This window comes from Eggerthella sp. BIOML-A4 (genome assembly GCF_009875575.1).
Lineage (GTDB): Bacteria > Actinomycetota > Coriobacteriia > Coriobacteriales > Eggerthellaceae > Eggerthella > Eggerthella lenta.
This window is the reverse complement of record NZ_WWRX01000010.1, coordinates 92,446-112,951: the sequence shown is the minus strand read 5'-3', so window position 1 is coordinate 112,951 and position 20,506 is coordinate 92,446. Positions and strand designations below refer to the sequence as shown.

Sequence of the window (20,506 nt, the reverse complement as noted above, 5' to 3'; positions counted from 1 at the left end):
TTGACGGGTTCGCCGGGATGCAGTAGGTTCTCACTCGAACATGTCGACGGAAGGAAGCGTATGCAGCGCGTTATCAACGATCGGAAAGTGGCCATCGTAGGGTGCGGATTCGTGGGTTCGGCAACCGCGTTCGCGTTGATGCAGAGCGAGCTGTTCACCGAGATGGTGCTCATCGACGTCGACCGCGACCGCGCCGAGGGCGAAGCGCTCGACATCGCGCACGGCATGCCCTTCGCCGGCCCCATGAACATCTACGCGGGCGACTACGACGACGCGGCCGATGCGGCCATCATCATCGTCACGGCCGGCGCGAACCAGCAACCCGGCGAAACGCGCCTGGACCTCGTGCATAAGAACGTGAGCATCTTCAAGTCCATCATCCCCGAAATCGCCCATCGCGACTACCAGGGCATCTTGCTGGTGGTGTCGAACCCGGTGGACATCCTCACGCACGTGGCGCTGAAGCTGTCGGGCATGCCCGAGAACCGCGTCATCGGATCGGGCACGGTGCTGGACACCGCGCGCTTCAAGTACATCCTGGGCGAGCACCTCGGCGTGGACCCGCGCAACGTGCACGCGCGCATCATCGGCGAGCACGGCGACAGCGAGATCGCGGCATGGAGCACGGCGAACATCTCGGGCATCCCGGTGAACGACTTCTGCGAGCTGCGCGGCCATTTCGAACACGACGAGTCGATGCAGCGCATCGCCGAGGACGTGAAGAACAGCGCCTACGAGATCATCGCGAAGAAGAAGGCCACCTACTACGGCATCGCCATGTCGGTGAAACGCATCTGCGAGGCCATCGTGCGCGACGAGAAGCCCATCCTGCCCGTGTCGAACTTCCAGAACGGCGTGCACGGCCTGCACGACGTGGTGCTGTCGATGCCGGCTGTGGTCGGCAAGAACGGCATCGAGTACCAGGTGCCGGCCCCGCTGTCCGACGACGAACTGGCGCGCCTGCACGAGTCGGCGAGCACGCTCCGGGAAGTGATCGACGGGTTGGATTTGGAGTAGACGGCGCTCAATCGCGCCACTTCGTGCGGAGCTCCCAGAAGGCCACGGCGCTGGCCGCCGCCACGTTGAGGGAGTCCACGTCGTGGTCCATGGGGATCTTCACCGTGTAGTCGCAGTTCGCGATCGTCGAGGGCGCGAGGCCGTCGCCTTCGGTGCCTAGCACCAGCGCCAGCTTGTCGCAGCCGCGCAGGCGCTCGTCGTGCAGGAAGATCGCCTCGTCCGACAGCGCGAGCGCGGCCGTCGAGAAGCCCAGCGAGCGCAGAAGCGGCACGCCCTCGGCCGCCCAGGCGCGCTCGCTTCCGATGCGCGTCCACGGCACCTGGAACACCGTCCCCATCGACACGCGCGCGGCGCGACGGTACAGCGGGTCGTGGCACGACGGCGTAACCAGCACCGCGTCGATGCCCAGCGCCGCCGCCGAGCGGAACACGGCGCCGATGTTCGTGTAGTTCGTCACGTCCTCCAACACAGCCACTCGGCGCGCGCTCGCCAGCAGATCCTCCACGCGAGGCAAGGGCGGGCGCTCGAACGCGGCCAGCGCGCCGCGCGTCACCTCGTAGCCGGTCAGGGCGCGGAACTGCTCGCGCGTGGCCACGAGCACGGGAAAGTCGGGATCGCCGTCCAACAGCGAATCGACGAGTGGCATCGTCTGATCGAGCCACTTCTCCTCCATGAACAGCGAGCGCATCCGCACCCCGGCGGCCAGCGCGCGCTCGATCACCTTGCGCGACTCACCGATGAACAGGCCGTGCGTGCTGTCGGGGCAATCGCGCAACTGCGCGTCGGTCATGCCCGAGTACGCGGCGAGCCGCGGGTCGTCGAGGTCTTCGAGGTGGATGATCGGCATGTCGTTTTCCTTTCAGTCGCCGACCATCGTACCACCGCTCGCCACGATGCTCTATACTCGACTGATCCGATCAAGCACGTCGCGCGAAGGGGATCCTCATGGCCGCTACCGTCAAAACGCTTCTCGAACACCACGGCGAGCTCTACTGGGGCACGCGCAAGGCCAATCCCGGCTACTGCTACGGGCTGGCGCTCGACGTGGGCGCAGACGGGCTGGCAGCCGAGCTCGTATACGTGATGAGCGATCTTGACGAGAACGACGAACCGCTCGTGACTCCCGAGACGCTCGTGTCGTGCTTCACCGTGAACGACCTCGAGGACAACGGCATCATCCTCAGCAACTACCTGGACGACGAGGATGCGCCCGAGGCCGTGGGCTGGTACTGCATCGAGAAGTCGTTCTTCGGGCGCGACAACGTGGAGGCGCTGCTGGATAACAACGCTCGCCTCGACGGCCATCTCGACATCGTGCTGCAGATCCTGCTGATCTCGCCGGAAGAGGTGGCGCAGGGCATGCCTTCGCTCGACGAGCTGTCGTTCTTCGACCTCCTGGAGGAGCTCGAAGGCGTCGCGGAGCGCATCGACAACGGCGACGTGCAGCCGCCGCTGCCCTTTTCGTTCCGCCTCGTGGGCGACGCGCTGTTCGGCTGGGAGCACGCCGACGAAGAGGATTTCCGCTAAGGGTCGACGCACCGCGGGCGTGCACGTCTTTAAAGTGCTATGTGCGGCAAAATCCAGGTTTTGGCACACCGCGCGTTCGGTTCGAGCCTTCGGAAGGGCATCGCGCTTGCGCGCGTCGACAAAACCCCAGGTGGGGTTTTGAGTTGTCGAGCCGCACGCCAGTCCGTCGTGCCAAAACCTGGATTTTGCCGCACATCGGCTTCTGAATTAGTGCGCATGGCAACACCGAAAGCTCAAACCCCCTGCCCTGAGAGAAACCTCTCCCACTTGTCGAATTCGGATAAAGCCTGCATGCGGCCTCGCTCGTAGTTGCGGGCGAGCTTCTCCGCGTCGCGCTCGGTGTTCTTCACGCCCTGATCGTTCGCGTAGAACACGTAGGCGCGGCCCTCGGCCTCGAGTCGGTCGAGCCGGTCGAGTTCGGCGTCGTAGCGCCGGTTCCAGGTGTCCAGCGCCTCCCGCATGCGCGGACGCCGCCAGAAGAACGCGTCGTAGAAGCGGTTGGGCTTGAGCGGTCTGCGGAAGCCGCGCGGACGCGTGCAGACGACGAAGAACCTGCTCAGCCCATCGTCCATCGCGCGCGGCACCATGATGCCGCCGCCTCGTCCGATGCCGCCGTCGTACAGCGCACGCCCGTCGACGACCGTCGGCGGCAGCACGATGGGATAGCTCGTCGAGGCGCGGACGCGCTCCATGAGCGTCTGCTCGGTAGGAAAATCGCCGCGCGTGAAACAGACCGTCTCGCCCGTGTCGCGGTCGATGGCCTGCAAGGTGGCGCGCGCTGGGTTCGCTTGGAAGGCGTCGAAGTCGAAGGGCAGCGCGCAGCTTGAGAGGACGCGCGCATCGCCGTGCAGCGCCGCGCCGACGCCGTCGGCGTCCACGAACAGCATCACCCACCAGCGAAACAAGAGGTCGTCGAGACATGCGGTGAACGAGGCTTCGTTGCGGCGCGCGTCACGCGAGACGTAGTCGATCGCATTCGTCGCCCCCGCCGACAATCCGTACACGTCGTCGAAGAACAGCCCTTGCTCCAGCATGACGCTGATCGCGCCCGCCGAATACGAGTTGCGCATCCCGCCGCCCTCGAACACGAGAGCCACGTCGTGCACCGTGCCGGCCATCATCTCCCGCCGCCTCCTTCGATCTCGGCGATCTCCTTGCGGAGGGCGGGCAGGTCGGCGTGCGGCGCGACGAGGCGCCGATAGAGGCGCTCGACTTCGGCGCGCAGCGCGATTTCCCTGGCCTCGCTCAAAGCGTAGAACGAGACGCGCAGGTACAGTTGCAGCTCCTTGGCGCTTTCGAGTTGCAAGGCATCGCACCCGCAGCAACGTTCCAAGTCGTCGGCCAGGTCGCGCAGCAGCCCCGACGTCACGCGGAGCATGCGGTCGTAGCTCGCCTTGCGGTTGCGGTACGCCGTGTACTGCGGCAGGAACAGCGCGGTGCACACCGCCAGCACCTCGGCGCACGCGGTGAACCACTCGGGCAGCGTTCCCAGCTCCATCGCACGACCTCCTTTCGGTTTCGCATCCTTACCGGCACTATAGGAGGAGGCGTCGGTCGCGAGCGGCTGGCGCGGCGCTCGTGGGAGCTCCGTTGACCGGCCGTGACGAAAAGCTAGCGCAAAAGCTCGCGGCCGGTCCGCGCGATACGAGCGGCAAGGTCGTCGCGGGGCGTGCGACGCAGGTCGGCGAGGGCTTCGAGCATGGCGGCGAGCCGAGCGGCTTCGGCGGGCGCATCGTAGCGCTCGCCCGGCTGGGACGGGGCGTCGGTTTCCAGCAGCAGGCGCTCGGCCGGGACGGCCTGGGCGTAGGCACGGCCGCGCTTCGACGCCAGCATGCGCGGATTGATCGAGAAGAAGCAGCCGGCGCGGACGGCGCGCTGCAGCTCATCGGACGTGCCCGAGAACCAATGGAAGATGCAGGCGTTTCCCGCGAGCGCGCCCGCGCGCTCAAGCACGTCGAGCGCCTCGCCCGCAGCCTTCACGGCATGGATCGACAGCACCTTGCCGCCGCTCGCGCACGCCCGCGCGACGCGCTCGAACGCCGCAACCTGCATGTCGCGCGTCGCGGCGCGATCGCGGCCGAAGTCGAGGCCGACTTCCCCGATGAAGCGCTCGTCCTTCGCCAACCGCTCGAACAGCGCCACGTCCTGCGAGCCCAAGCGGCCGTCGGCGATCCACCACGGGTGCAGGCCCAGCCCCACGCGCACGTTGCCGAACGGCTCCAGCAGCTCGCACGCCCACTCGTAGCCCTCCGGCGTCACCGTCGTAGAGAACGCGCCCATGTCGAGCTCCGCCAGCTCCTGGGCAGCAACCCGCACGTCGGGATCGAAGTCCAGGTGGCAGTGCAGATCGAACAGCGCGCTGGCTGACGCCGCACGGGATCCTTCGACTCCGCGCTGCGCGCTGCGCTCAGGATGACAGGACATCATGCGTGCTCCTCCCCCGCATGCGCGCCAACGCCTGCGAGCGCGCACAGCACCTCGCCGGCGATCATCTGGCCCATGATGGGCGGCACGAACGAGGCGGTGCCCAGGTTCGACCGCTCGCGGCGCTCCGCACCCTCGCGCACGGGCACCGGCACGGGCTGCTCGCACGAGTACAGCACTCGCAGGCGGCGGATGCCGCGTTTGCGCGCCTCCTTGCGCATGATTCGGCACAGCGGGCAGCTCACCGTGTCGAACACGTCGGCGAACCGGAAAGCTTCGGGCCGCAGCTTGTTGGCCGCTCCCATGCTGCTGACGAGGCGCACGCCGTGCGCATCGGCGTACTGCGCGACGGCCAGCTTCGCCGAGATCGTGTCGATGGCGTCCACCACGTAGTCCACCCTGTCGGCGTAGGCGTCCAGGAATTCGGGCACGTCCTCGGCCAGCACGAACCGGTCGAGCGCCTCCACCTGCGCCTCGGGGTTGATGTCGGCGATCATCGCGCGCGCCACGTCCACCTTCTTACGGCCGATGGTGCTGCGAAACGCGATGGCCTGGCGGTTGATGTTGCTGGCCTGCACCACGTCGTGGTCCACCACGATGAGCCGCCCCACGCCGCCGCGCGCCAGCGCCTCGACGCAGTTCGAGCCCACGCCGCCCACGCCCAGCACCATGACGGTGGAATCCGCGAGGCGCGCCAGGCCGTCGCGTCCCATGATCAGTTCCAGTTTCGAGGTGGCGGTGTCGCCGGTTGCCGTCATGCGCGTCCTTTCTGTCGGCGACCATGGTAGCACGGCCGCCGGATCGGCCGCGCGAGAAGCCCGCTGCATTGTCGCCCGAAGCGGTCGGTTTCCGAGTCCGAACCGTCCGTTTCGAACGACGGCGGTCGCGGCGGCATGGCGCCTGCGATGCGCGTCGACGCATCATCGCTTCGAAAACACGCCTCACGCGCTGTGGCGTGTTTTTAGGGCGAAGATGCGCGGCAGCACGGAACGCCTACCGCGCCCGCCCGATTCCCAGACGCGCGAGGTCGGCCGCGAAGCGCTCGGCCGGCAGGCCGATACCCTCGAAGCCGGCCGCCTTGCACGCCATATGCTCGTTGGCGAGGCGGCACAGCTCGTGCGGGAACGGCTCGCCCTCGTCGGACGGAAGGGGAAGCGCCAGCGGCAGCAGCTTGTCCACCAGCACGTTCATGAACGCCACGGGGCGCCGGCCGTGCGTGCGCGTCACGACCGGAATCCCGCCGAAGAACAGGTACGCGTCGATCGAACCCTCGGCGAAGCCGCATGCCGCCAGCGACGCGCGCAGCGCCGACACCGCCGAGCGCTCCCAGTCGCGCCACTCCCCGGGCTGCATGCACGCGAACGCGGCGAAGCGGTTGCTCGCGTTCGCCAGCAGCAGCATATCGCAACCTCCCAGGGCTATGCGGTGCGCCTCCCAGCAGAACAGCAGGTCGTCCACCTCGCCGTACGGCGGGCGCGGCAGGCCCACATGGCGCTGCATGGGTATGGTGATGCCGAATTCCACGCGCTACCCCGCATCCTGCGAGAACCGAGCGTGCGGGCGCAGTGCGTCCTTAGCGAAGCGGACGCGCAAGCAGCCTCCCTCGTCGAGCGCGGCATCGAAGCTGTAGGCGGTTGAAGTCATGCCGCTCAGTATACCCCGCGTCGCGACGTCAGGACGCGACGGAAGCCGCAGGCGGATTCGCCGCCAGCTGCGCCGCTCCGGCAGAGCCGGCCGTCCCCGAACCCGCGGTCGAGCCGGCCGCACCGCTGGAGCCCGTCGGCGCGCCCGTGCTGCCGGAGCCGCTGCCGGAACTGCCGCTCGATCCGTCGCCCGAATCCGACAGGTTGCCGCTCCCGCCGCCCGAACCGCTGCCGCCGCCCGACGAGCCGTTCGATCCGGAAGAGCCGTTCGATCCGGAAGAGCCGCTCGAGTCCGTCGACCCCGAGCCGGATCCCGAGTTCGACGATCCCCGGTCGCCCGACGACGACCCGGAATTCGACCCGGAATCGGTTCCCGAGCCGGAGCCCGACCCCGACGATCCCTTGCCGTCCGACTGGCTCTCGCCTTGATCCTTCGCGCCGTCCTTGGACGCGTCGCTTTCCTCGGACGAGGAAGATCCCGTCGAAGCGTCCTTGCCGTTGGAAGCCGCCGGGGAGTCGTCGACCGGCTGGCTGCGCGACGGCAGGATAGGCTCGGTTTTCGCGCCCACGCCCTGGCCGGCCGACACGAAGTCGATGACGAAGGCGGATACCGCCACCGCCAGCAGCGCCGACACGATGGACACGATCACCACGCCGCGCTTGAACTTCTTCTTGCGCTGGCGCTCGGCGCGCGCCCGCTGCACCACCGTGCCGCCGGCGAGCGAGGTGTCCGCATGCGGCGCCCGGCCGCGCGCGGCTTCTTTCGGGAGCGCCGTCGTCTCGGCAGCATCGAGCTTCGCGGTCGCCGCAGCGTGCGAGCCCGCGACCGACCCCGCGCCGACTGCGGCACCCGCGCCTCCGCCTGCACTCGCGCCGTCCTTCGATCCCGCCGAACCCTTCGAGCCCATCACCAGCGTCTCGCCCGGATGGATCTCCTTGAGCTTGTCGGCTGAGCGCTGCAGGAACTTCTTGTACAGCTGCGATGCCACGGCCGACACCACCGAGCCCACGCCCACGCCGATCGCCGAACCGTAGATTCCGATTTGCGAGGCTAGCAGCATGGACGTAACCGCAGCAAGCGCACCCGCAACGACCTGGGCTATCGAAAGGTCGTCGAAAAGCCCGCCCAACTTTCCCTTTCTGCTGTTCGCCTCCTGCGCCATCGCCTATCCTCCTCGCGTCGTTCTCACGCCGGCCCTGCGCCGGCCCTCTCTTCCTGAACATACCCGAGGATTATGAAGCTCGTGCGCACTCCATCCAACCGTTACCGGCAAGCCACAGAACGTCCAACCATCCCGCGCCGAACTCCCGGGCGCGAAACGGCACCCATGACAATCTCGAGGAGGCAAACGGACGACGAAGCATCCGGGAGATTTTCACCACCTGGGCCTTTGCGCGTCATCGAAGCGATGCCGCCGCCGAATGCGCTCGCACATCGTCATGGGTGCCGTTTCGCGCCCAGATCGTCGGAAGCCACCCGACGAAATCCACCCGCCCTCGGACCGCCAGCGCCCGCCTACACCACTACGAGCAGGCCGAGCAGCACGACGGCGATGCCGCTCATGAGGTTGACGGCATCGTTCGTGACCCAGGCGTAGCCGGACACGAGCGCGGCCTGGGCCCCGCACGGCGGCGTTTCCACAAGCCCTCCCTCAGCGTCGTTCGGACAGCGGTACTTCGCTTGCATGACCACGCCCAGCACGCTGTCCACGAGCGAGCCCACGACGCCGCACGCGATGATGAAGAAGAACGCGTCGGGCCCGGTGGGAATCGCGTAGCCGAACGCATGGAACAGCAGCATGGCCAGAAACGCCGAGGTTACGGCTCCCACCACGGTGGCCGCGAGACCCAACGGGCTCACGCCGCCCGAAAGCCCGCGCTGCATGGGCTCGCGCGTGAGGATGTTCACCGGCGGCCGGCGGCTGTACACGCCCACCTCCGACGCCCACGTGTCGGCCGTGCTGGCCGCCAGAGCGCCGGACGCCAGAAGCAGCAGCCACGGCTCCCCCGTCGCCGTATACGCCAGCGCGCACGCGAGGAACGGCACGCTGTTCGCCAGCACCTGCCGCAACGCACGCGGGCCGCTGTGCTTACGCGAAGCGGTCGCCCCGCCGTTCCGCTTGACCGCCGAACGCGCCATCAGCTTCGACGCGACGTTCGAGTTGCCGAAGAACCACATGAGCAGCAGCCACAGCGGCCACCCGCCGATAGCGAACGCGAGCGTGCCCACCGCCACGGCGCCGAGGCCGCCGGCCACGGTGAGCAGCCGCAGCCGAAACGACGCGAGCGCCACCGCGCCCGACAGCAGCAATCCCGCGAGCGCGGGCGTGTAGGCGGCTGCGGGCAGGAACAGCACCGCGTACAGCGCCGACACGCCCAGCGGCACGAACAGGTTGTCGAGCCCCTCCACCGAGAACGCCTCGATGGCAGCGGCGACCGCGGCCAGCAGGGCCGCGGCCAGAAGCGACGCCGCGAGCGAGCCCAGCGGGGCGAACGCGCCGCCCGGCGCGCCCAGGATGCCGCCCGCACCGAAAGGCGGCGGCGCCATCAGCACGACGGCGCAGGAAGCGAAGCTCACCGCCAGCATGGTCGCGCTTCCCGCCAGCGTCTTCCCGCAGCATCCCACCAGCACGCGCCGTCCGAACCGCTTGCCCAGCACAGCTGCGAACCCGTCGCCGAACGCCATGCAGAAGAAGCCGAGCGCGCCCACGTACGGCGCGCCGATGCCGAACGAGAACAGCGCGAGCGCCGTCAGCGACACCGCGTAGTACACCGTGCCCGGCGTGTCCTCGCCGCCGTCGCGTCCCATGAACGACAGCTTCTGCCGACGGTACGCAAACGCGTTCACAAGGATGAACGCAGCAGGAAGCGCCGCCGCCCACAGAGGCGAATCGAAGAACCGGGTCGCGATGAGCCACCAGCCGCCCAACGCGATATGCACGAACTTGCGGGTTGCCTCCGACGACGCGCCACGCCGCGCGGCCAGGCTGGACGCTCCCAGCACCGCCAGCACGTACGCGAGCGAGACGCCCAAGCCGATCAGGTTCTCCATCACGTCGCCCATCATCGCTTCCCTTCCTCGAGCGCCGCCAGCGCTTCGTCCACCAACTCGCGCGCCGTTGCCTTTGACACGACGGCGCGATGCTCGAAGCAACGGTAGCCGTCGGCGCGCACCTCGTCCAAGATGCCGCGGTACAGGTACAGCGACGACAGCGTGGGAAGCCGGCTGTCGTCGTCCAGCTCGATCACGTCGCGCTCCATGGGGCGGTACAACTCCTCCGAGCGGTGCGCCACCGTCTCCCAAGCGTTGCGGAACGCCTCGTCCACCGCGTGCGCGCGCAGGCGCTCCGGCGCGTACGACGCCGCCTCCAGCACCTCCGCGGGCAGGTAGACGCGCCCGTTCTCCAAGTCCTCGCCCACGTCGCGCAGGATGTTGGTCAGCTGCATGGCCACGCCCAGCGCCACCGCGCTGTCGCGCAAACCGTCGTCCACCGGAGAAGCGGCGTGCAGGATGGGCAGCAGCATGAGCCCCACCGACCCGGCCACGTAGTAGCCGTATTCCTCCAGGTCGCCCATCGTTTCCGGCTGACGGAACGACAGGTCGCGACGCTGTCCTTCCAGCATGTCGAAGAAGGGCTGCGCGTCCAGGTCGAACGACGAGCATACCGCGTCGAGCGCGCGCCACAACGGAGCGTCGACCACGGTGCCTGCGAAGAACCGCGCAAGGTCGTCCTGCACCTGCTCGAGCTTCGCCGCGCTGGCGTCGCGGTCGACGCAGTCGTCGGCCAAGCGGCAGAACGCGTACAGCGCGTACACGCTCTGGCGCTTGCAAGCGGGCAGCAGCGAGAACGCTCGGTAGAAGCTATGCGAGTTGCGCCTGATCACGTCCTCGCACCACGCGAAATCGTCCGCGCGCTCTTCAAAGAGGCTACAGGCGGTCATCGCGCATCAGCTCCTCTGCCGCCAGCTTCGCGCTGAGCAGCACGATGGGCACGCCCGCGCCCGGATGGACGCTGCTGCCGCAGAAGTACAGGCGGCTGCAGTCGGTCGCCTTGTTGTGCGGCCGCCAGTAGTTGCTCTGCCCGAGCGTCGGCCGCAAGCCGAACGTCGCGCCGTCGTAGGCGTTGAACCGCTCGGCGAAATCGAGCGGCGTGTAGGCGCGCTCGAACACGATATGGTCGCGCACGTCCTCGTACACCGTCTCGCGCTCCATGAGGTCGAGCACCCGGTCGCGATACTCGGCCACCTCCGCGTCCGACCAGCGGGGCGATGCGGGCGACAGCGGCGGGACCGGCACCAGCACGTACAAGGTCGAACAGCCCTCAGGCGCAAGCGAGCGGTCCAGCGACGAAGGCGCGTAGCAGTAGAACGACGGATCGTCGGGAAAGCGCGCGTCGTCGAAGATGTCGTCGATGTTGCGCTCGAAGTCGGAGGCGAAGCGGATGGAATGCACCGCATCGGAGGGATAACGCTTGTCCAGGCCCAGGTACAGGATGAAGCACGAGCAAGAGTACTCCATCTCCTCGATCTTCTGCGGCGTGTACTTGCCGCGCGCGTCGGCCTCGTCGACGAGCTGGGTGATGGCGTACGGGAAGTCGGCGTCGCACACCACGTAGTCGGCGTAATGCACCGCGCCTCCCGCCTCGACGCCGCAGGCGCAGCCGTTCTCCACCACGATGCGCTCCACCGGCGTGGACGTGCGCAGCTCGCCGCCTTGCTCGAGGAACAGCCGGCCCATAGCCTGCGCCATCGCGTACATGCCGCCCTTCATGAACCACACGCCGTACAGCAGCTCGATCATAGGGATGATCATGTACAGCGAGGGGCCTTCGAACGGCGAGATGCCGATATAGAGCGTTTGGAACGCGAGCGCCTTGCGCAGCCGGTCGTCCTTCACATGATGCGCGACCGACGAGTACGCGTCGCCGAGCGTGTGCAAGCGCAGACCGGCTACCAAGCTTTTCGGGTTGTAGAAATCGATCGGTTTGCGAAACGAGCGTTGCAGGAAGTTGTCCTTCGCGATGAGGTAGCGCTTGTACAGCAGCGCCAGGTACTCGAAGTAACCCTGCGCGTCTTTCTCCCCGACGGCCTCCACGGCGGCGGTCATAGAGGCGAGATCGTTCGATAAGCGCAGACGGTCGCCGGGGCCGAAGGAGATGTCCATGAGCGGTTCGACCTTCTCCATGGGGATGTAGTCGTCGGCATTGCGGCCGCACGTTTCGAACACCTCGCGGTACAGCTCGGGCATCATGACGATGGTGGGACCCACGTCGAACGTGAACCCTTCCTCGCGGATCTGGTTCATCTTGCCGCCCACAAGCGGCTCCTTCTCGAAGAGCGTCACCTCGTATCCGGCATGCTGCAAGCGCGCAGCCGCCGCCAAACCGGCAACGCCGGCACCGATCACGATAACCCGTTTCATGCAACTCCTTCGGTGGAACCCGATACGCTGTCCGGTCATTGTATGGCTCGCGTATCGGCCTTCCGAAGCGGAAAAGTCATCGTGATCTAACCCGTTAGAGCCTCGTCATACCCGCGTTAGATTGCAGGAAGGGACGGCAAGCCGGGTTCCCCGGCCAGATCGGCAAGCGTGACGCCGTCGACGTAGCGCTCGATGACCTCGTCGAGGCCGGCCCAGAAACGCACGGTAGTGCATTCGCCCGCTCGCGGGCAGGCCATCCCCTCTTGCAAATCAAGGCACGCCACCGGGGCCGTGGAGCCTTCCACCGCGCGCAGCACGTCGCCCGCCCTGATAGCGGCCGGCTCCTGTGCCAGCGCGTAGCCGCCGCCCTTGCCGCGCACGCTGCGAAGCAACCCTGCCTGCACGAGCGGACGAGCCAGCTGCTCGAGGTACTTGAGCGAGATGTCCTCGCGCTCCGACACCTCGCGCAGGGCAACCTTGCCCTCCGCTCCCGCTTGCGCCACGCACACCATGAGCCGCAGCGCATAACGGCCCTTCGTCGATACGAGCATCTCGATCACCCTTCCTTTCCGTTTCGCGCCGCACACGATGGCGATCTCGCGCGGCAGTCCCGCGTCCCTCCATGCGAACGTATCGCGTGAAGCAGTCGTTCGCACCGGAAGGCCGCCGACCGCTTTCCGTAAATTCTAGCAAACTTGTATGATTAAGTCTTGACAATATCCCGTTTGCCACTATCTTAATCCTAGCAAAACTATATGATTAATGAAAGGCACCGCACATGACGATCACGAAGCGCGATTCGCTCCTCACCATCCGCGGGCTTTCCGCCTCGGTTGACGAAACCCCCATCCTGCACGATATCGATCTGGCCGTGGGCCCCGGCGAGACCCACGTCATCATGGGCCCGAACGGCGCGGGCAAGTCCACGCTCGGCCACGTGGTCATGGGAGATGCCGCCTACCGCGTGGACGGCGGCTCCGTCGAGTTCGACGGCCGCGACATCACCGACCTCTCCCCCGACAAGCGCTCGCGCGCGGGGCTGTTCCTGAGCTTCCAGGCGCCCGTCGAAATCCCCGGTGTGCCCCTGTCAAGCTTCCTGCGCGCAACCGTCGCCGGCCGCGACGGCAAGGAGCTCAAGGGCAAGCAGTTCAAGAAGCACGTGCGCGCCCTGGCCGACGAGCTGGACATGGATCCGTCGTATCTCGACCGCGAGCTGGGCGTGGGCTTCTCGGGCGGCGAGAAGAAGAAGCTGGAGATGCTGCAGCTGCTATTGCTGGAACCGAAGCTTGCCATCCTCGACGAGACGGACTCGGGCCTCGACGTGGACGCGCTGGGCGTGGTGTCGCGCGGCATCGACGCGTACCGTCGCGCCACGGGCGGCGCGCTGGTCGTCATCACCCACAACACGCGCATCCTCGAACACCTCGACGTCGACCGCGTGCACGTCATGGTGCGCGGCCGCATGGTGGCCGAGGGCGACTCCTCGCTCATCGAATCGATCAACGAGCAGGGCTTCGAGCAGTTCGAGCAAGCCGGTGCGGAAGCGGCGCGCGAGCCCGTCGCCGCGCTCTAGGAGGCACGCATGACTAAAGAGTTCCGAACCTATGTGGAGGACGTCGACCGCACGCTGTACGACATCAGCGACGCGACCGACCCGTCCCTCCGGCTCGACGCAGGCCTCACGCCCGACATCGTCCGCGAGATCTCGGCCAAGAAGGACGAGCCGTCCTGGATGCTCGACTTCCGCCTCAAGGCGCTCGACACCTACCAGCGCATGGAGGCGCCCGACTGGGGCCCCGGCCTCGAAGGCCTCGACATGGATCACATCGTGACGTACGTGAAGCCCGCCACCGACCAGCAGGCCGATTGGGAAAGCCTCCCCGACGATGTGAAGAACACGTTCGACCGGCTGGGCATCCCTGAGGCCGAGCGCGCCTACCTGGCCGGCGTCGGCGCGCAGTACGACTCCGAGCTGGTGTACCACAACATGCAGAAAACGGCTGCCGACATGGGGATCGTCTATTCCGGCATCGAGGAGGCGCTGCGCGAGCCGAAGTGGGAGGCGCTCATCCGAGAGAAGTTCATGACGCTGATCCCGCCCACCGACCACAAGTTCGCCGCGCTTCACGGCGCGGTGTGGAGCGGCGGCTCGTTCGTCTACGTGCCGAAGGGCGTGAAGCTGGACTTCCCCCTGCAAAGCTACTTCCGCCTGAACGCGAAGGGCGCAGGACAGTTCGAGCACACGCTGATCATCGTGGAGGACGACGCCAGCCTGCACTTCATCGAAGGCTGTTCGGCGCCGAAGTACAACGTGGCGAACCTGCACGCCGGAGCCGTGGAGCTGTTCGTGGGCAAGCGCGCGTCCTTGCGCTATTCCACGATCGAGAACTGGTCGAAGAACATGTACAACCTCAACACGAAGCGCGCCGTGGTGCAGGAGGGCGGCGCCGTCGAGTGGATCAGCGGGTCGTTCGGCAGCCACGTGGGCTACCTCTACCCCATGTCCATCCTGGCCGGGCGCAAGTCGACCAGCAGCTTCACCGGCATCACGTTCGCCGGCGCAGGGCAGAACCTCGACACCGGCTGCAAGGTGGTGCTGGCCGCGCCCGACACGTCGGCCACCGTGGAGACGAAGTCCATCTCGAAGGGCGGCGGCGCCTCCACGTTCCGCTCGTCCATCGTGGCCACCGAGAACGCGCGGGGCGCGGCCGCCAGCGTGTCGTGCCAGTCGCTTATGCTGGACGACATCAGCCGGTCGGACACCATCCCGGCCATGGACATCCGCTGCAAGCACGTGGACATCGGCCACGAGGCCACCATCGGGCGCATCGGCGACGATAAGGTGTTCTACCTGATGAGCCGCGGCGTGTCGGAGGAAGAGGCGCGCACGATGATCGTGAACGGCTTCGCCGACCCCGTGTCGAAGGAACTGCCGCTGGAGTACGCCGTGGAGATGAACAACCTGATCAAGCTAGAAATGGAAGGGGCCATCGGATAATGGGAACCCTCACGATAGAACACGCGAACGCGATGCCCGCCCCCACCTGGCATCGCCTGCACGTCAACGACGTGGACATAGAGCTGCCGAGCGGCCTTGCAGCCGCCCAGCAGGTGGAAGTGTCGTGCGAGGAAGGGCTGTGGGGAGAAGCGGATGCGTTCGACCGCGCACTCCTTTCCTTGGACGCCTGCGCCCCCATGGCCGCGGAGGGCGGAGCCGCCTCAGAGGAGGGTGCTGCCATGGAGGGGCTCGACGCTCCCGCGCTCTCAGCCTACCAGCTTCAGGCGCTCGAGAACCGCTACCTCTCCCCTGCCGACGTCTTCACCACCGGCATGGGCGACGAAGCGCGCGAATACCTCGAGTTCGTGGCGGGCGAGCCTGTCGTGCTGGCCACGCGCCCTGACGAGCGCACCTGCGCAACAGTGCGCGTCGAAGGCGTGGACGGCGCGGCCAACGCGGCCGCCGTCGACGTCGTGGCCGCTCCGGGCTCGTCGCTGTCGCTGGCCGTCGCGCTCGATTCGCCCGCGCCGGGCGCGGGCGTCGTGGGCGTGCGACTGCGCGTGTTCGCCGGCGCCGATGCGCGGGTGGACGTCGCCGTCACGCAGACGCTCGACGACGGATGGATCGCGCTCGACGACGCGGGCATCGTAGCTAGCGAGCGCGCCCGCGTGCAGGTGCGCCACACCGTGCTGGGCGCGGGCCGCGCGTACACGGGGCTCGACGCCGACCTGCGCGGCGACGACGCGCGCCTCGACATCGACACGCGCTACCTGGGGCATGCCTCCCAGCAGCGCGACTTCAACTACGTCGCGCACCAGCGAGGACGGCGCACCGTGTGCAACCTCGACGCGAACGGCGTGCTGGCGGGCGAATCGGAGAAGACGCTGCGCGGCACCATCGAGCTCGTGCACGGCTGCAAGGGTTCCGTCGGCTCCGAGCAGGAGACGGTGCTGCTTGCCGACGAGCGCGTGGCGAACCGCACCGTGCCCGTCATCCTCTGCGACGAGGACGACGTGGCCGGCAACCACGGCGCCACCATCGGCCATGTGCGTCCCGAGCAGCTGTTCTACCTGGCCAGCCGCGGTATCTCGCCGGACGACGCCGAGCGCCTGTTCATCACCGCCTCCTTCGAGGAAGCGGCCATCAACGCGCCCGACCAGCGCACCCGCGCATCCGTAACCCGCCTCGCCGCCGCCCGCGGCATCGAGATCGAGGAGGCCGTCGCATGAGCATCGACATAGCCGCGAACCCCTACAAGCAGGACTTCCCCCTGCTGGCGGCCAACCCCGGCCTCGCCTTCCTCGACAGCGCAGCCACGGCCCAGCGCCCTGCCGTCGCCCTCGACGCGCAGCGCCGCTTCTACGAGAAGATGAACGCGAACGCCCTGCGCGGCCTTTATCGCCTGTCGGTGGACGCCACCGAGGCCATCGACGAGGCCCGCGCCCACGTCGCGCGCTTCATCGGCGCCGCCGATGCGCGCGAGGTCGTGTTCTGCCGCAACGCCAGCGAGGCCCTGAACCTCGTGGCGAAAGCGTTCGCTCCCACCGTGCTGGAGCCCGGCGACGAGGTATGCATCACCATCATGGAGCACCACTCGAACCTCATCCCCTGGCAGCAGGCGTGCCGCGCGGCGGGCGCGCGCCTCGTGTACCTGTTCCCCGACGAGGACGGCGTAATCGGCGAGGAGGAGCTGGACGCGAAGATCGGACCGCGCACCAAGATCGTCGCGGCCGCCCACGTGTCGAACGTCCTCGGCATCGAGAACCCCATCGAGGCCATGGCCGAGCGCGTGCATGCGCACGACGGCTTCATGGTGGTTGACGGCGCGCAATCGGTGCCGCACCTGCCCGTCGACGTGCGGAAGCTCGGCTGTGACTTCTTCGCGTTCTCAGCGCACAAGGCGCTGGGGCCCTTCGGCGTGGGCGTGCTGTGGGGCAAGCTCGACCTGCTGGAGGCCATGCCGCCGTTCCTCACGGGCGGCGAGATGATCTCGTCGGTCACGCAGGAAGGGGCCGTGTGGGCGCCCGTGCCCGAGAAGTTCGAGGCCGGCACGCAGGACGCCGCCGGCATCGTGGCGACGGCCGCCGCGCTGGGCTACCTCGAGGGCATCGGCTGGGACGCGTTGCAGGCGCGCGAGCAAGCGCTCGTGCGCGCCGCCATGGAACGTCTGGCGGCGCTGCCCTACATCCGCATCATCGGCCACCCCGACCCGGCGCAGCACCACGGCGCCATCAGCTTCGAGGTGGACGGCATCCACCCGCACGACGTGGCCAGCATCCTCGACGAGCACGACGTGGCCATCCGCGCCGGGCACCATTGCGCCCAGCCGCTGCTGGCGTGGCAGGGCGTGGAGTCGTGCTGCCGCGCGTCGCTGGCGTTCTACAACGACGAGGGCGACATCGACGCGCGCGGCGACGGCCTGGACGGCGTTTGGAGGACCTTCAATGGCTAGCATCTACACCGCGGCGCTCATGGAGCACAACGCGCATCCCGACTACAAGTACCAGATGGACGAGCCCACCTGCACGCACGACGGCGTGAACCCCAGCTGCGGCGACGAGCTGACGCTGTCGCTGCGCCTGAGAGGCGATCGTATAGAGGAGGCCGCCTTCACCGGCCACGGCTGCGCCGTGAGCCAGGCGGCGGCCGACATGATGGCCGACCTCGTCACCGGCGAGACCGTGGGCGAAGCGCGCCGCTTAAGCGGCCTCTACCTCGACATGATCAAGGGACGCCCGCTCACCGACGAGGAGCGCGCCGACCTCGACGAAGCCGCCGAGCTCGAATCCATCGCCCGCATGCCCGCCCGCGTCAAATGCGCCGAGCTGGCCTGGAGAACGCTGGAGAAGCTGCTGGACCAGCAACTGGCGCAAGCATAACCCCTCTACCACGCAAAACGCTTCCTCAATAGCGCACTCGCGAGCCAGATACTCGTGAGTACGCTATTCTGCGCAACGACCTGCTTCTTGTTTCAACCGCCGACCTCTTCGAAGACCTGTAAGCTCTCCCATCGCGGGGCGCCCTTCGCGCAGGGCGCCCCGCATGCTCGCTCACACCACCTGGTGCCGCCTGAACGCGCAGGCGGCCAGGGGCACGCACGCCGCCAGCACGAGGGCGTAGACGCACGCGAGCAGACCTATGAGGTCGATTACGAACGACCCGACCGGATACGATACGAGCGAGTTGAACAGCACCTGATCGTTCAAGCCGTTGATCGGGAACAGGTACAGCGCGTGCAGCAGCACGGCGTTGCCGCCGGAGGGGATCATGCCCGTGAGGAAGATGAGCGCCGCACAGGCGGCGAAGATGGCCAGCTGGGAGCGCAGCTTCGACGACAACAGCAGCGTGAGACCCGCCAACCCCAGCGTCATGAGGTAGGCTATCCCCACCGCCGTCCAGGTCGCCTCGGCCATCGTGAGGTCGTACGGGATGGACAGCGACAGCACCTGCACCGGCAAGTCCCCGCCCTCGGCGCCGAAGAACGCGAGCGCGATGCCCATGATGATGAGCGTCGCCAGCGCGAAGTAGGCCGTGGCGAAGGCGAGCGCGGCGACGATCTTCGCCGCCACCAGCTTCGAACGGCCGTAACGCGACGAGAGCAGCACGGCGTCGGTGCGGTCTTGGTACTCCCCCGAGAACACGGGCGTGAGCGCGATGCAGACGGCCACCATCGCGAAGGCGAAGAACCCGAGGCATGCCAGCACGTCGCTCCATCCGCCCGCGTACCCGTAGGCCAAAGGCTCGCCCACCCCATCCTGCTTCTCCGTCCAGTACGCGCGCTCGGCATCGGAATACGTCCACGTACCGCCCATGCCGTTGTCGAGCGTGCGCTGTAGCTTGCCCGCGATGGCTTCGTAGAACCCGTCGGCGGCGCCGTCGTCGAGCTGCGCCGCCACCTGGTACGGCTCGAGGGCGCCTGCCTTCCACGGCGAGAACAGGTAGACGTAATACGGGTCGTACAGCATGCGGAACTCGTCTTCGCCGTACGCCTGCTTCATGAGCGCGTACGCCGCGTCGTCGCTCAGGCCGGCCACGTCGGCGGGATCCACCTTCGAGAACGCGAGCGCCCGGTAGGCGGCCACCTCTTCCCGCACGCGATCGGCGTCCAGCACGCCCTCGTGCGCGACGGCCTTCTCCTTCTGATGCGCGATGGCGGCGGTGCCGGTCAGCACCTCGTCGGCGTTCGATGTCGTCCTCGTCTGCGCGACGTTGAGCGCCATGATGCCGCACAGCATCACGAGGATGCCTGCGCAGGCAATGAGCGACGTGCGGCGCACGAGCAGCTTCTTGAGTTCGAATCTCACCAGATCAAGCATGGTATATTCCTTCTCTCACCAGTTGAATAAAAGTCAGCGAGAAGCGTCGAGGTGCTCGAGATCGCCCCGTTTCGCGGCCGAGCGTGCTTCGCACGTGCTGAACAAGCCAGTGGCTTGTTCAGTGCCACACTATGCGCCCGAGCGGGCGCGCTCTGCGCAGCTTCGCTGCGGCAGAGCAAAAAGAGGCGAGATCAAGTGCATCGACGCTTCGCAGCGTCGGCACGTTCCGCTGTCCGTCAGGACAGCGGAACCACCTCGTCGCGGAACACGTACAGGTACACATCTTCCAGCGTGGGATCGAGCGCCCGCGCGCCGGCCACCGGAGCCTCGTCGGCCACGACGCGCACCACCGCGTGCCCGTCGGCAGCGTAGTGGACGTTGCTCACGCAGCTCGCAGCCGCCAGCTCGTCGGCGCGGCGCGCGTCCACATGGCACTCCCACACCTTGCCCGTCACCGTCGCGACGATATCCGTCGGCGCGCCCTGCATGATGAACGCACCCGCGCGCATGACGAGGATTTCGTCGGCGATGTACTCGACGTCCGACACGATGTGCGTGGACAGGATGACGATCTTGTCTTGCGCGAAGCTGGCGATGAGGTTGCGGAACCGCACGCGCTCTTTCGGGTCGAGCCCGGCCGTGGGCTCGTCGAGCACCAGCACCGCCGGGTCGTTCAGCACGGCCTGCGCTATGCCCAGCCGCTGCTTCATGCCTCCCGAGAACGTGCGCACCTTCTGCCGCGCCACGTCGGCGAGGCCCACCGTTTCCAGCAGCTCGAGCGAGCGGCGGCGCGCCGCGCGGCGATCGAGCCCCTTGCGCGCCGCCAGGTAGCACATGAAGTCGAGCGCCGAGAAGTCGGGGTAGTAGCCAAAGTCCTGCGGAAGGTAGCCCAGCCGGGCGCGGTACTCGTCGCCGAGCAGGCGCACGTCGCGGCCGTCGAAGCGTATCTCGCCGGACGTGGGGCGCAGCACGTCGCACACCATGCGCATGAGGGTGGTCTTGCCTGCGCCGTTCGCTCCCAGAAGGCCGTACACGCCGGGCGTCAACCGGGTCGACACGCGGTCGACCGCGATCTTCGATCCGAACTGCTTGGTCAGGCGGTCTATCGTCAGGTCCATGCCATGCTCCTTGTCATCATAGAGTCGTCGAATTCCGGGAT

Annotated in this window: 20 protein-coding genes; 7 read left to right on the top strand and 13 right to left on the bottom strand. The window is 67.5% G+C overall.

The window, feature by feature from the left end; all coding sequences use genetic code 11:
• The first annotated feature begins 60 nt into the window (after positions 1–60).
• Entirely contained in the window at positions 61–1,017 is a 957-nt protein-coding gene (locus GT613_RS11655) for an L-lactate dehydrogenase (RefSeq protein WP_009304979.1), read from the top strand.
• Positions 1,018–1,024: 7 nt separating this feature from the next.
• Here GT613_RS11655 and GT613_RS11650 read toward each other — a convergent pair whose 3' ends face one another.
• Complete coding sequence (locus GT613_RS11650) at positions 1,025–1,864, bottom strand: RNA methyltransferase (RefSeq protein WP_009304980.1); 840 nt, start codon at positions 1,862–1,864, stop codon at positions 1,025–1,027.
• 98 nt (positions 1,865–1,962) lie between these two features.
• On the opposite strand from GT613_RS11650, the gene GT613_RS11645 reads away from it, so the two are divergent.
• Positions 1,963–2,544 (top strand): hypothetical protein, encoded by a 582-nt coding sequence (locus tag GT613_RS11645; RefSeq protein WP_009304981.1) that lies wholly within the window; start codon positions 1,963–1,965, stop codon positions 2,542–2,544.
• A 233-nt stretch (positions 2,545–2,777) separates the two neighbouring features.
• Here the strand turns inward: GT613_RS11645 and GT613_RS11640 are convergent, their stop codons facing one another.
• The 10 genes from GT613_RS11640 to GT613_RS11595 all read right to left on the bottom strand — a co-directional run bounded on the left by GT613_RS11640 (position 2,778) and on the right by GT613_RS11595 (position 12,584).
• Complete coding sequence (locus tag GT613_RS11640; protein ID WP_009608713.1) at positions 2,778–3,665, bottom strand: patatin family protein; 888 nt, start codon at positions 3,663–3,665, stop codon at positions 2,778–2,780.
• A complete protein-coding gene (locus GT613_RS11635; RefSeq protein ID WP_009304983.1) occupies positions 3,662–4,042 on the bottom strand; it encodes a hypothetical protein in 381 nt (126 codons plus the stop codon). Before GT613_RS11635 ends, GT613_RS11640 begins: the two co-directional genes overlap by 4 nt.
• 113 nt (positions 4,043–4,155) lie before the next feature.
• Positions 4,156–4,971, bottom strand: coding sequence for a TatD family hydrolase (locus tag GT613_RS11630; protein ID WP_009608761.1), 816 nt, complete (start codon positions 4,969–4,971; stop codon positions 4,156–4,158).
• Positions 4,968–5,726 (bottom strand): ThiF family adenylyltransferase, encoded by a 759-nt coding sequence (locus tag GT613_RS11625; RefSeq protein WP_161172631.1) that lies wholly within the window; start codon positions 5,724–5,726, stop codon positions 4,968–4,970. Before GT613_RS11625 ends, GT613_RS11630 begins: the two co-directional genes overlap by 4 nt.
• Before the next feature lie 235 nt (positions 5,727–5,961).
• Positions 5,962–6,492, bottom strand: coding sequence for a hypothetical protein (locus GT613_RS11620; protein ID WP_114538241.1), 531 nt, complete (start codon positions 6,490–6,492; stop codon positions 5,962–5,964).
• Positions 6,493–6,640: 148 nt separating this feature from the next.
• On the bottom strand, positions 6,641–7,774 hold the full coding sequence (locus GT613_RS11615; RefSeq protein WP_161172630.1) for a hypothetical protein: 1,134 nt from the start codon (positions 7,772–7,774) through the stop codon (positions 6,641–6,643).
• Between the two features lie 353 nt (positions 7,775–8,127).
• The gene (locus GT613_RS11610; RefSeq protein ID WP_161172629.1) at positions 8,128–9,678 is read right to left on the bottom strand and encodes a DUF92 domain-containing protein; all 1,551 of its coding nucleotides are present in this window, start codon (positions 9,676–9,678) and stop codon (positions 8,128–8,130) included.
• Complete coding sequence (locus GT613_RS11605; RefSeq protein WP_035586218.1) at positions 9,675–10,553, bottom strand: phytoene/squalene synthase family protein; 879 nt, start codon at positions 10,551–10,553, stop codon at positions 9,675–9,677. The genes GT613_RS11610 and GT613_RS11605 overlap by 4 nt, the downstream gene beginning before the upstream one ends.
• Positions 10,540–12,033, bottom strand: coding sequence for an NAD(P)/FAD-dependent oxidoreductase (locus GT613_RS11600; protein WP_015761045.1), 1,494 nt, complete (start codon positions 12,031–12,033; stop codon positions 10,540–10,542). Before GT613_RS11600 ends, GT613_RS11605 begins: the two co-directional genes overlap by 14 nt.
• A gap of 116 nt (positions 12,034–12,149) precedes the next feature.
• Complete coding sequence (locus tag GT613_RS11595) at positions 12,150–12,584, bottom strand: Rrf2 family transcriptional regulator (RefSeq protein ID WP_015761046.1); 435 nt, start codon at positions 12,582–12,584, stop codon at positions 12,150–12,152.
• A gap of 227 nt (positions 12,585–12,811) precedes the next feature.
• Between GT613_RS11595 and sufC the strand changes: the two genes are divergently transcribed.
• From sufC to sufU, 5 genes are read left to right on the top strand one after another with little or no spacing between them, the layout of a single operon-like run.
• Positions 12,812–13,606 carry a Fe-S cluster assembly ATPase SufC gene (gene sufC, locus GT613_RS11590; protein WP_114513605.1) on the top strand — a complete coding sequence of 265 codons (795 nt, stop codon included), beginning with the start codon at positions 12,812–12,814 and terminating at the stop codon, positions 13,604–13,606.
• Between the two features lie 9 nt (positions 13,607–13,615).
• Positions 13,616–15,031: a Fe-S cluster assembly protein SufB gene (gene sufB / locus GT613_RS11585; RefSeq protein ID WP_009304993.1), complete on the top strand. Its 1,416-nt coding sequence runs from the start codon at positions 13,616–13,618 to the stop codon at positions 15,029–15,031.
• Entirely contained in the window at positions 15,031–16,260 is a 1,230-nt protein-coding gene (locus GT613_RS11580) for a SufD family Fe-S cluster assembly protein (RefSeq protein WP_114513604.1), read from the top strand. Before sufB ends, GT613_RS11580 begins: the two co-directional genes overlap by 1 nt.
• On the top strand, positions 16,257–17,483 hold the full coding sequence (locus GT613_RS11575; protein WP_161172628.1) for an aminotransferase class V-fold PLP-dependent enzyme: 1,227 nt from the start codon (positions 16,257–16,259) through the stop codon (positions 17,481–17,483). The genes GT613_RS11580 and GT613_RS11575 overlap by 4 nt, the downstream gene beginning before the upstream one ends.
• Positions 17,476–17,910, top strand: coding sequence for a Fe-S cluster assembly sulfur transfer protein SufU (sufU, locus tag GT613_RS11570; protein WP_114538234.1), 435 nt, complete (start codon positions 17,476–17,478; stop codon positions 17,908–17,910). Before GT613_RS11575 ends, sufU begins: the two co-directional genes overlap by 8 nt.
• Positions 17,911–18,081: 171 nt before the next feature.
• Here sufU and GT613_RS11565 read toward each other — a convergent pair whose 3' ends face one another.
• Positions 18,082–19,347 (bottom strand): ABC transporter permease subunit, encoded by a 1,266-nt coding sequence (locus tag GT613_RS11565; protein ID WP_114532966.1) that lies wholly within the window; start codon positions 19,345–19,347, stop codon positions 18,082–18,084.
• Between the two features lie 236 nt (positions 19,348–19,583).
• Complete coding sequence (locus tag GT613_RS11560) at positions 19,584–20,465, bottom strand: ABC transporter ATP-binding protein (RefSeq protein WP_161172627.1); 882 nt, start codon at positions 20,463–20,465, stop codon at positions 19,584–19,586.
• Positions 20,466–20,506: the final 41 nt, after the last annotated feature.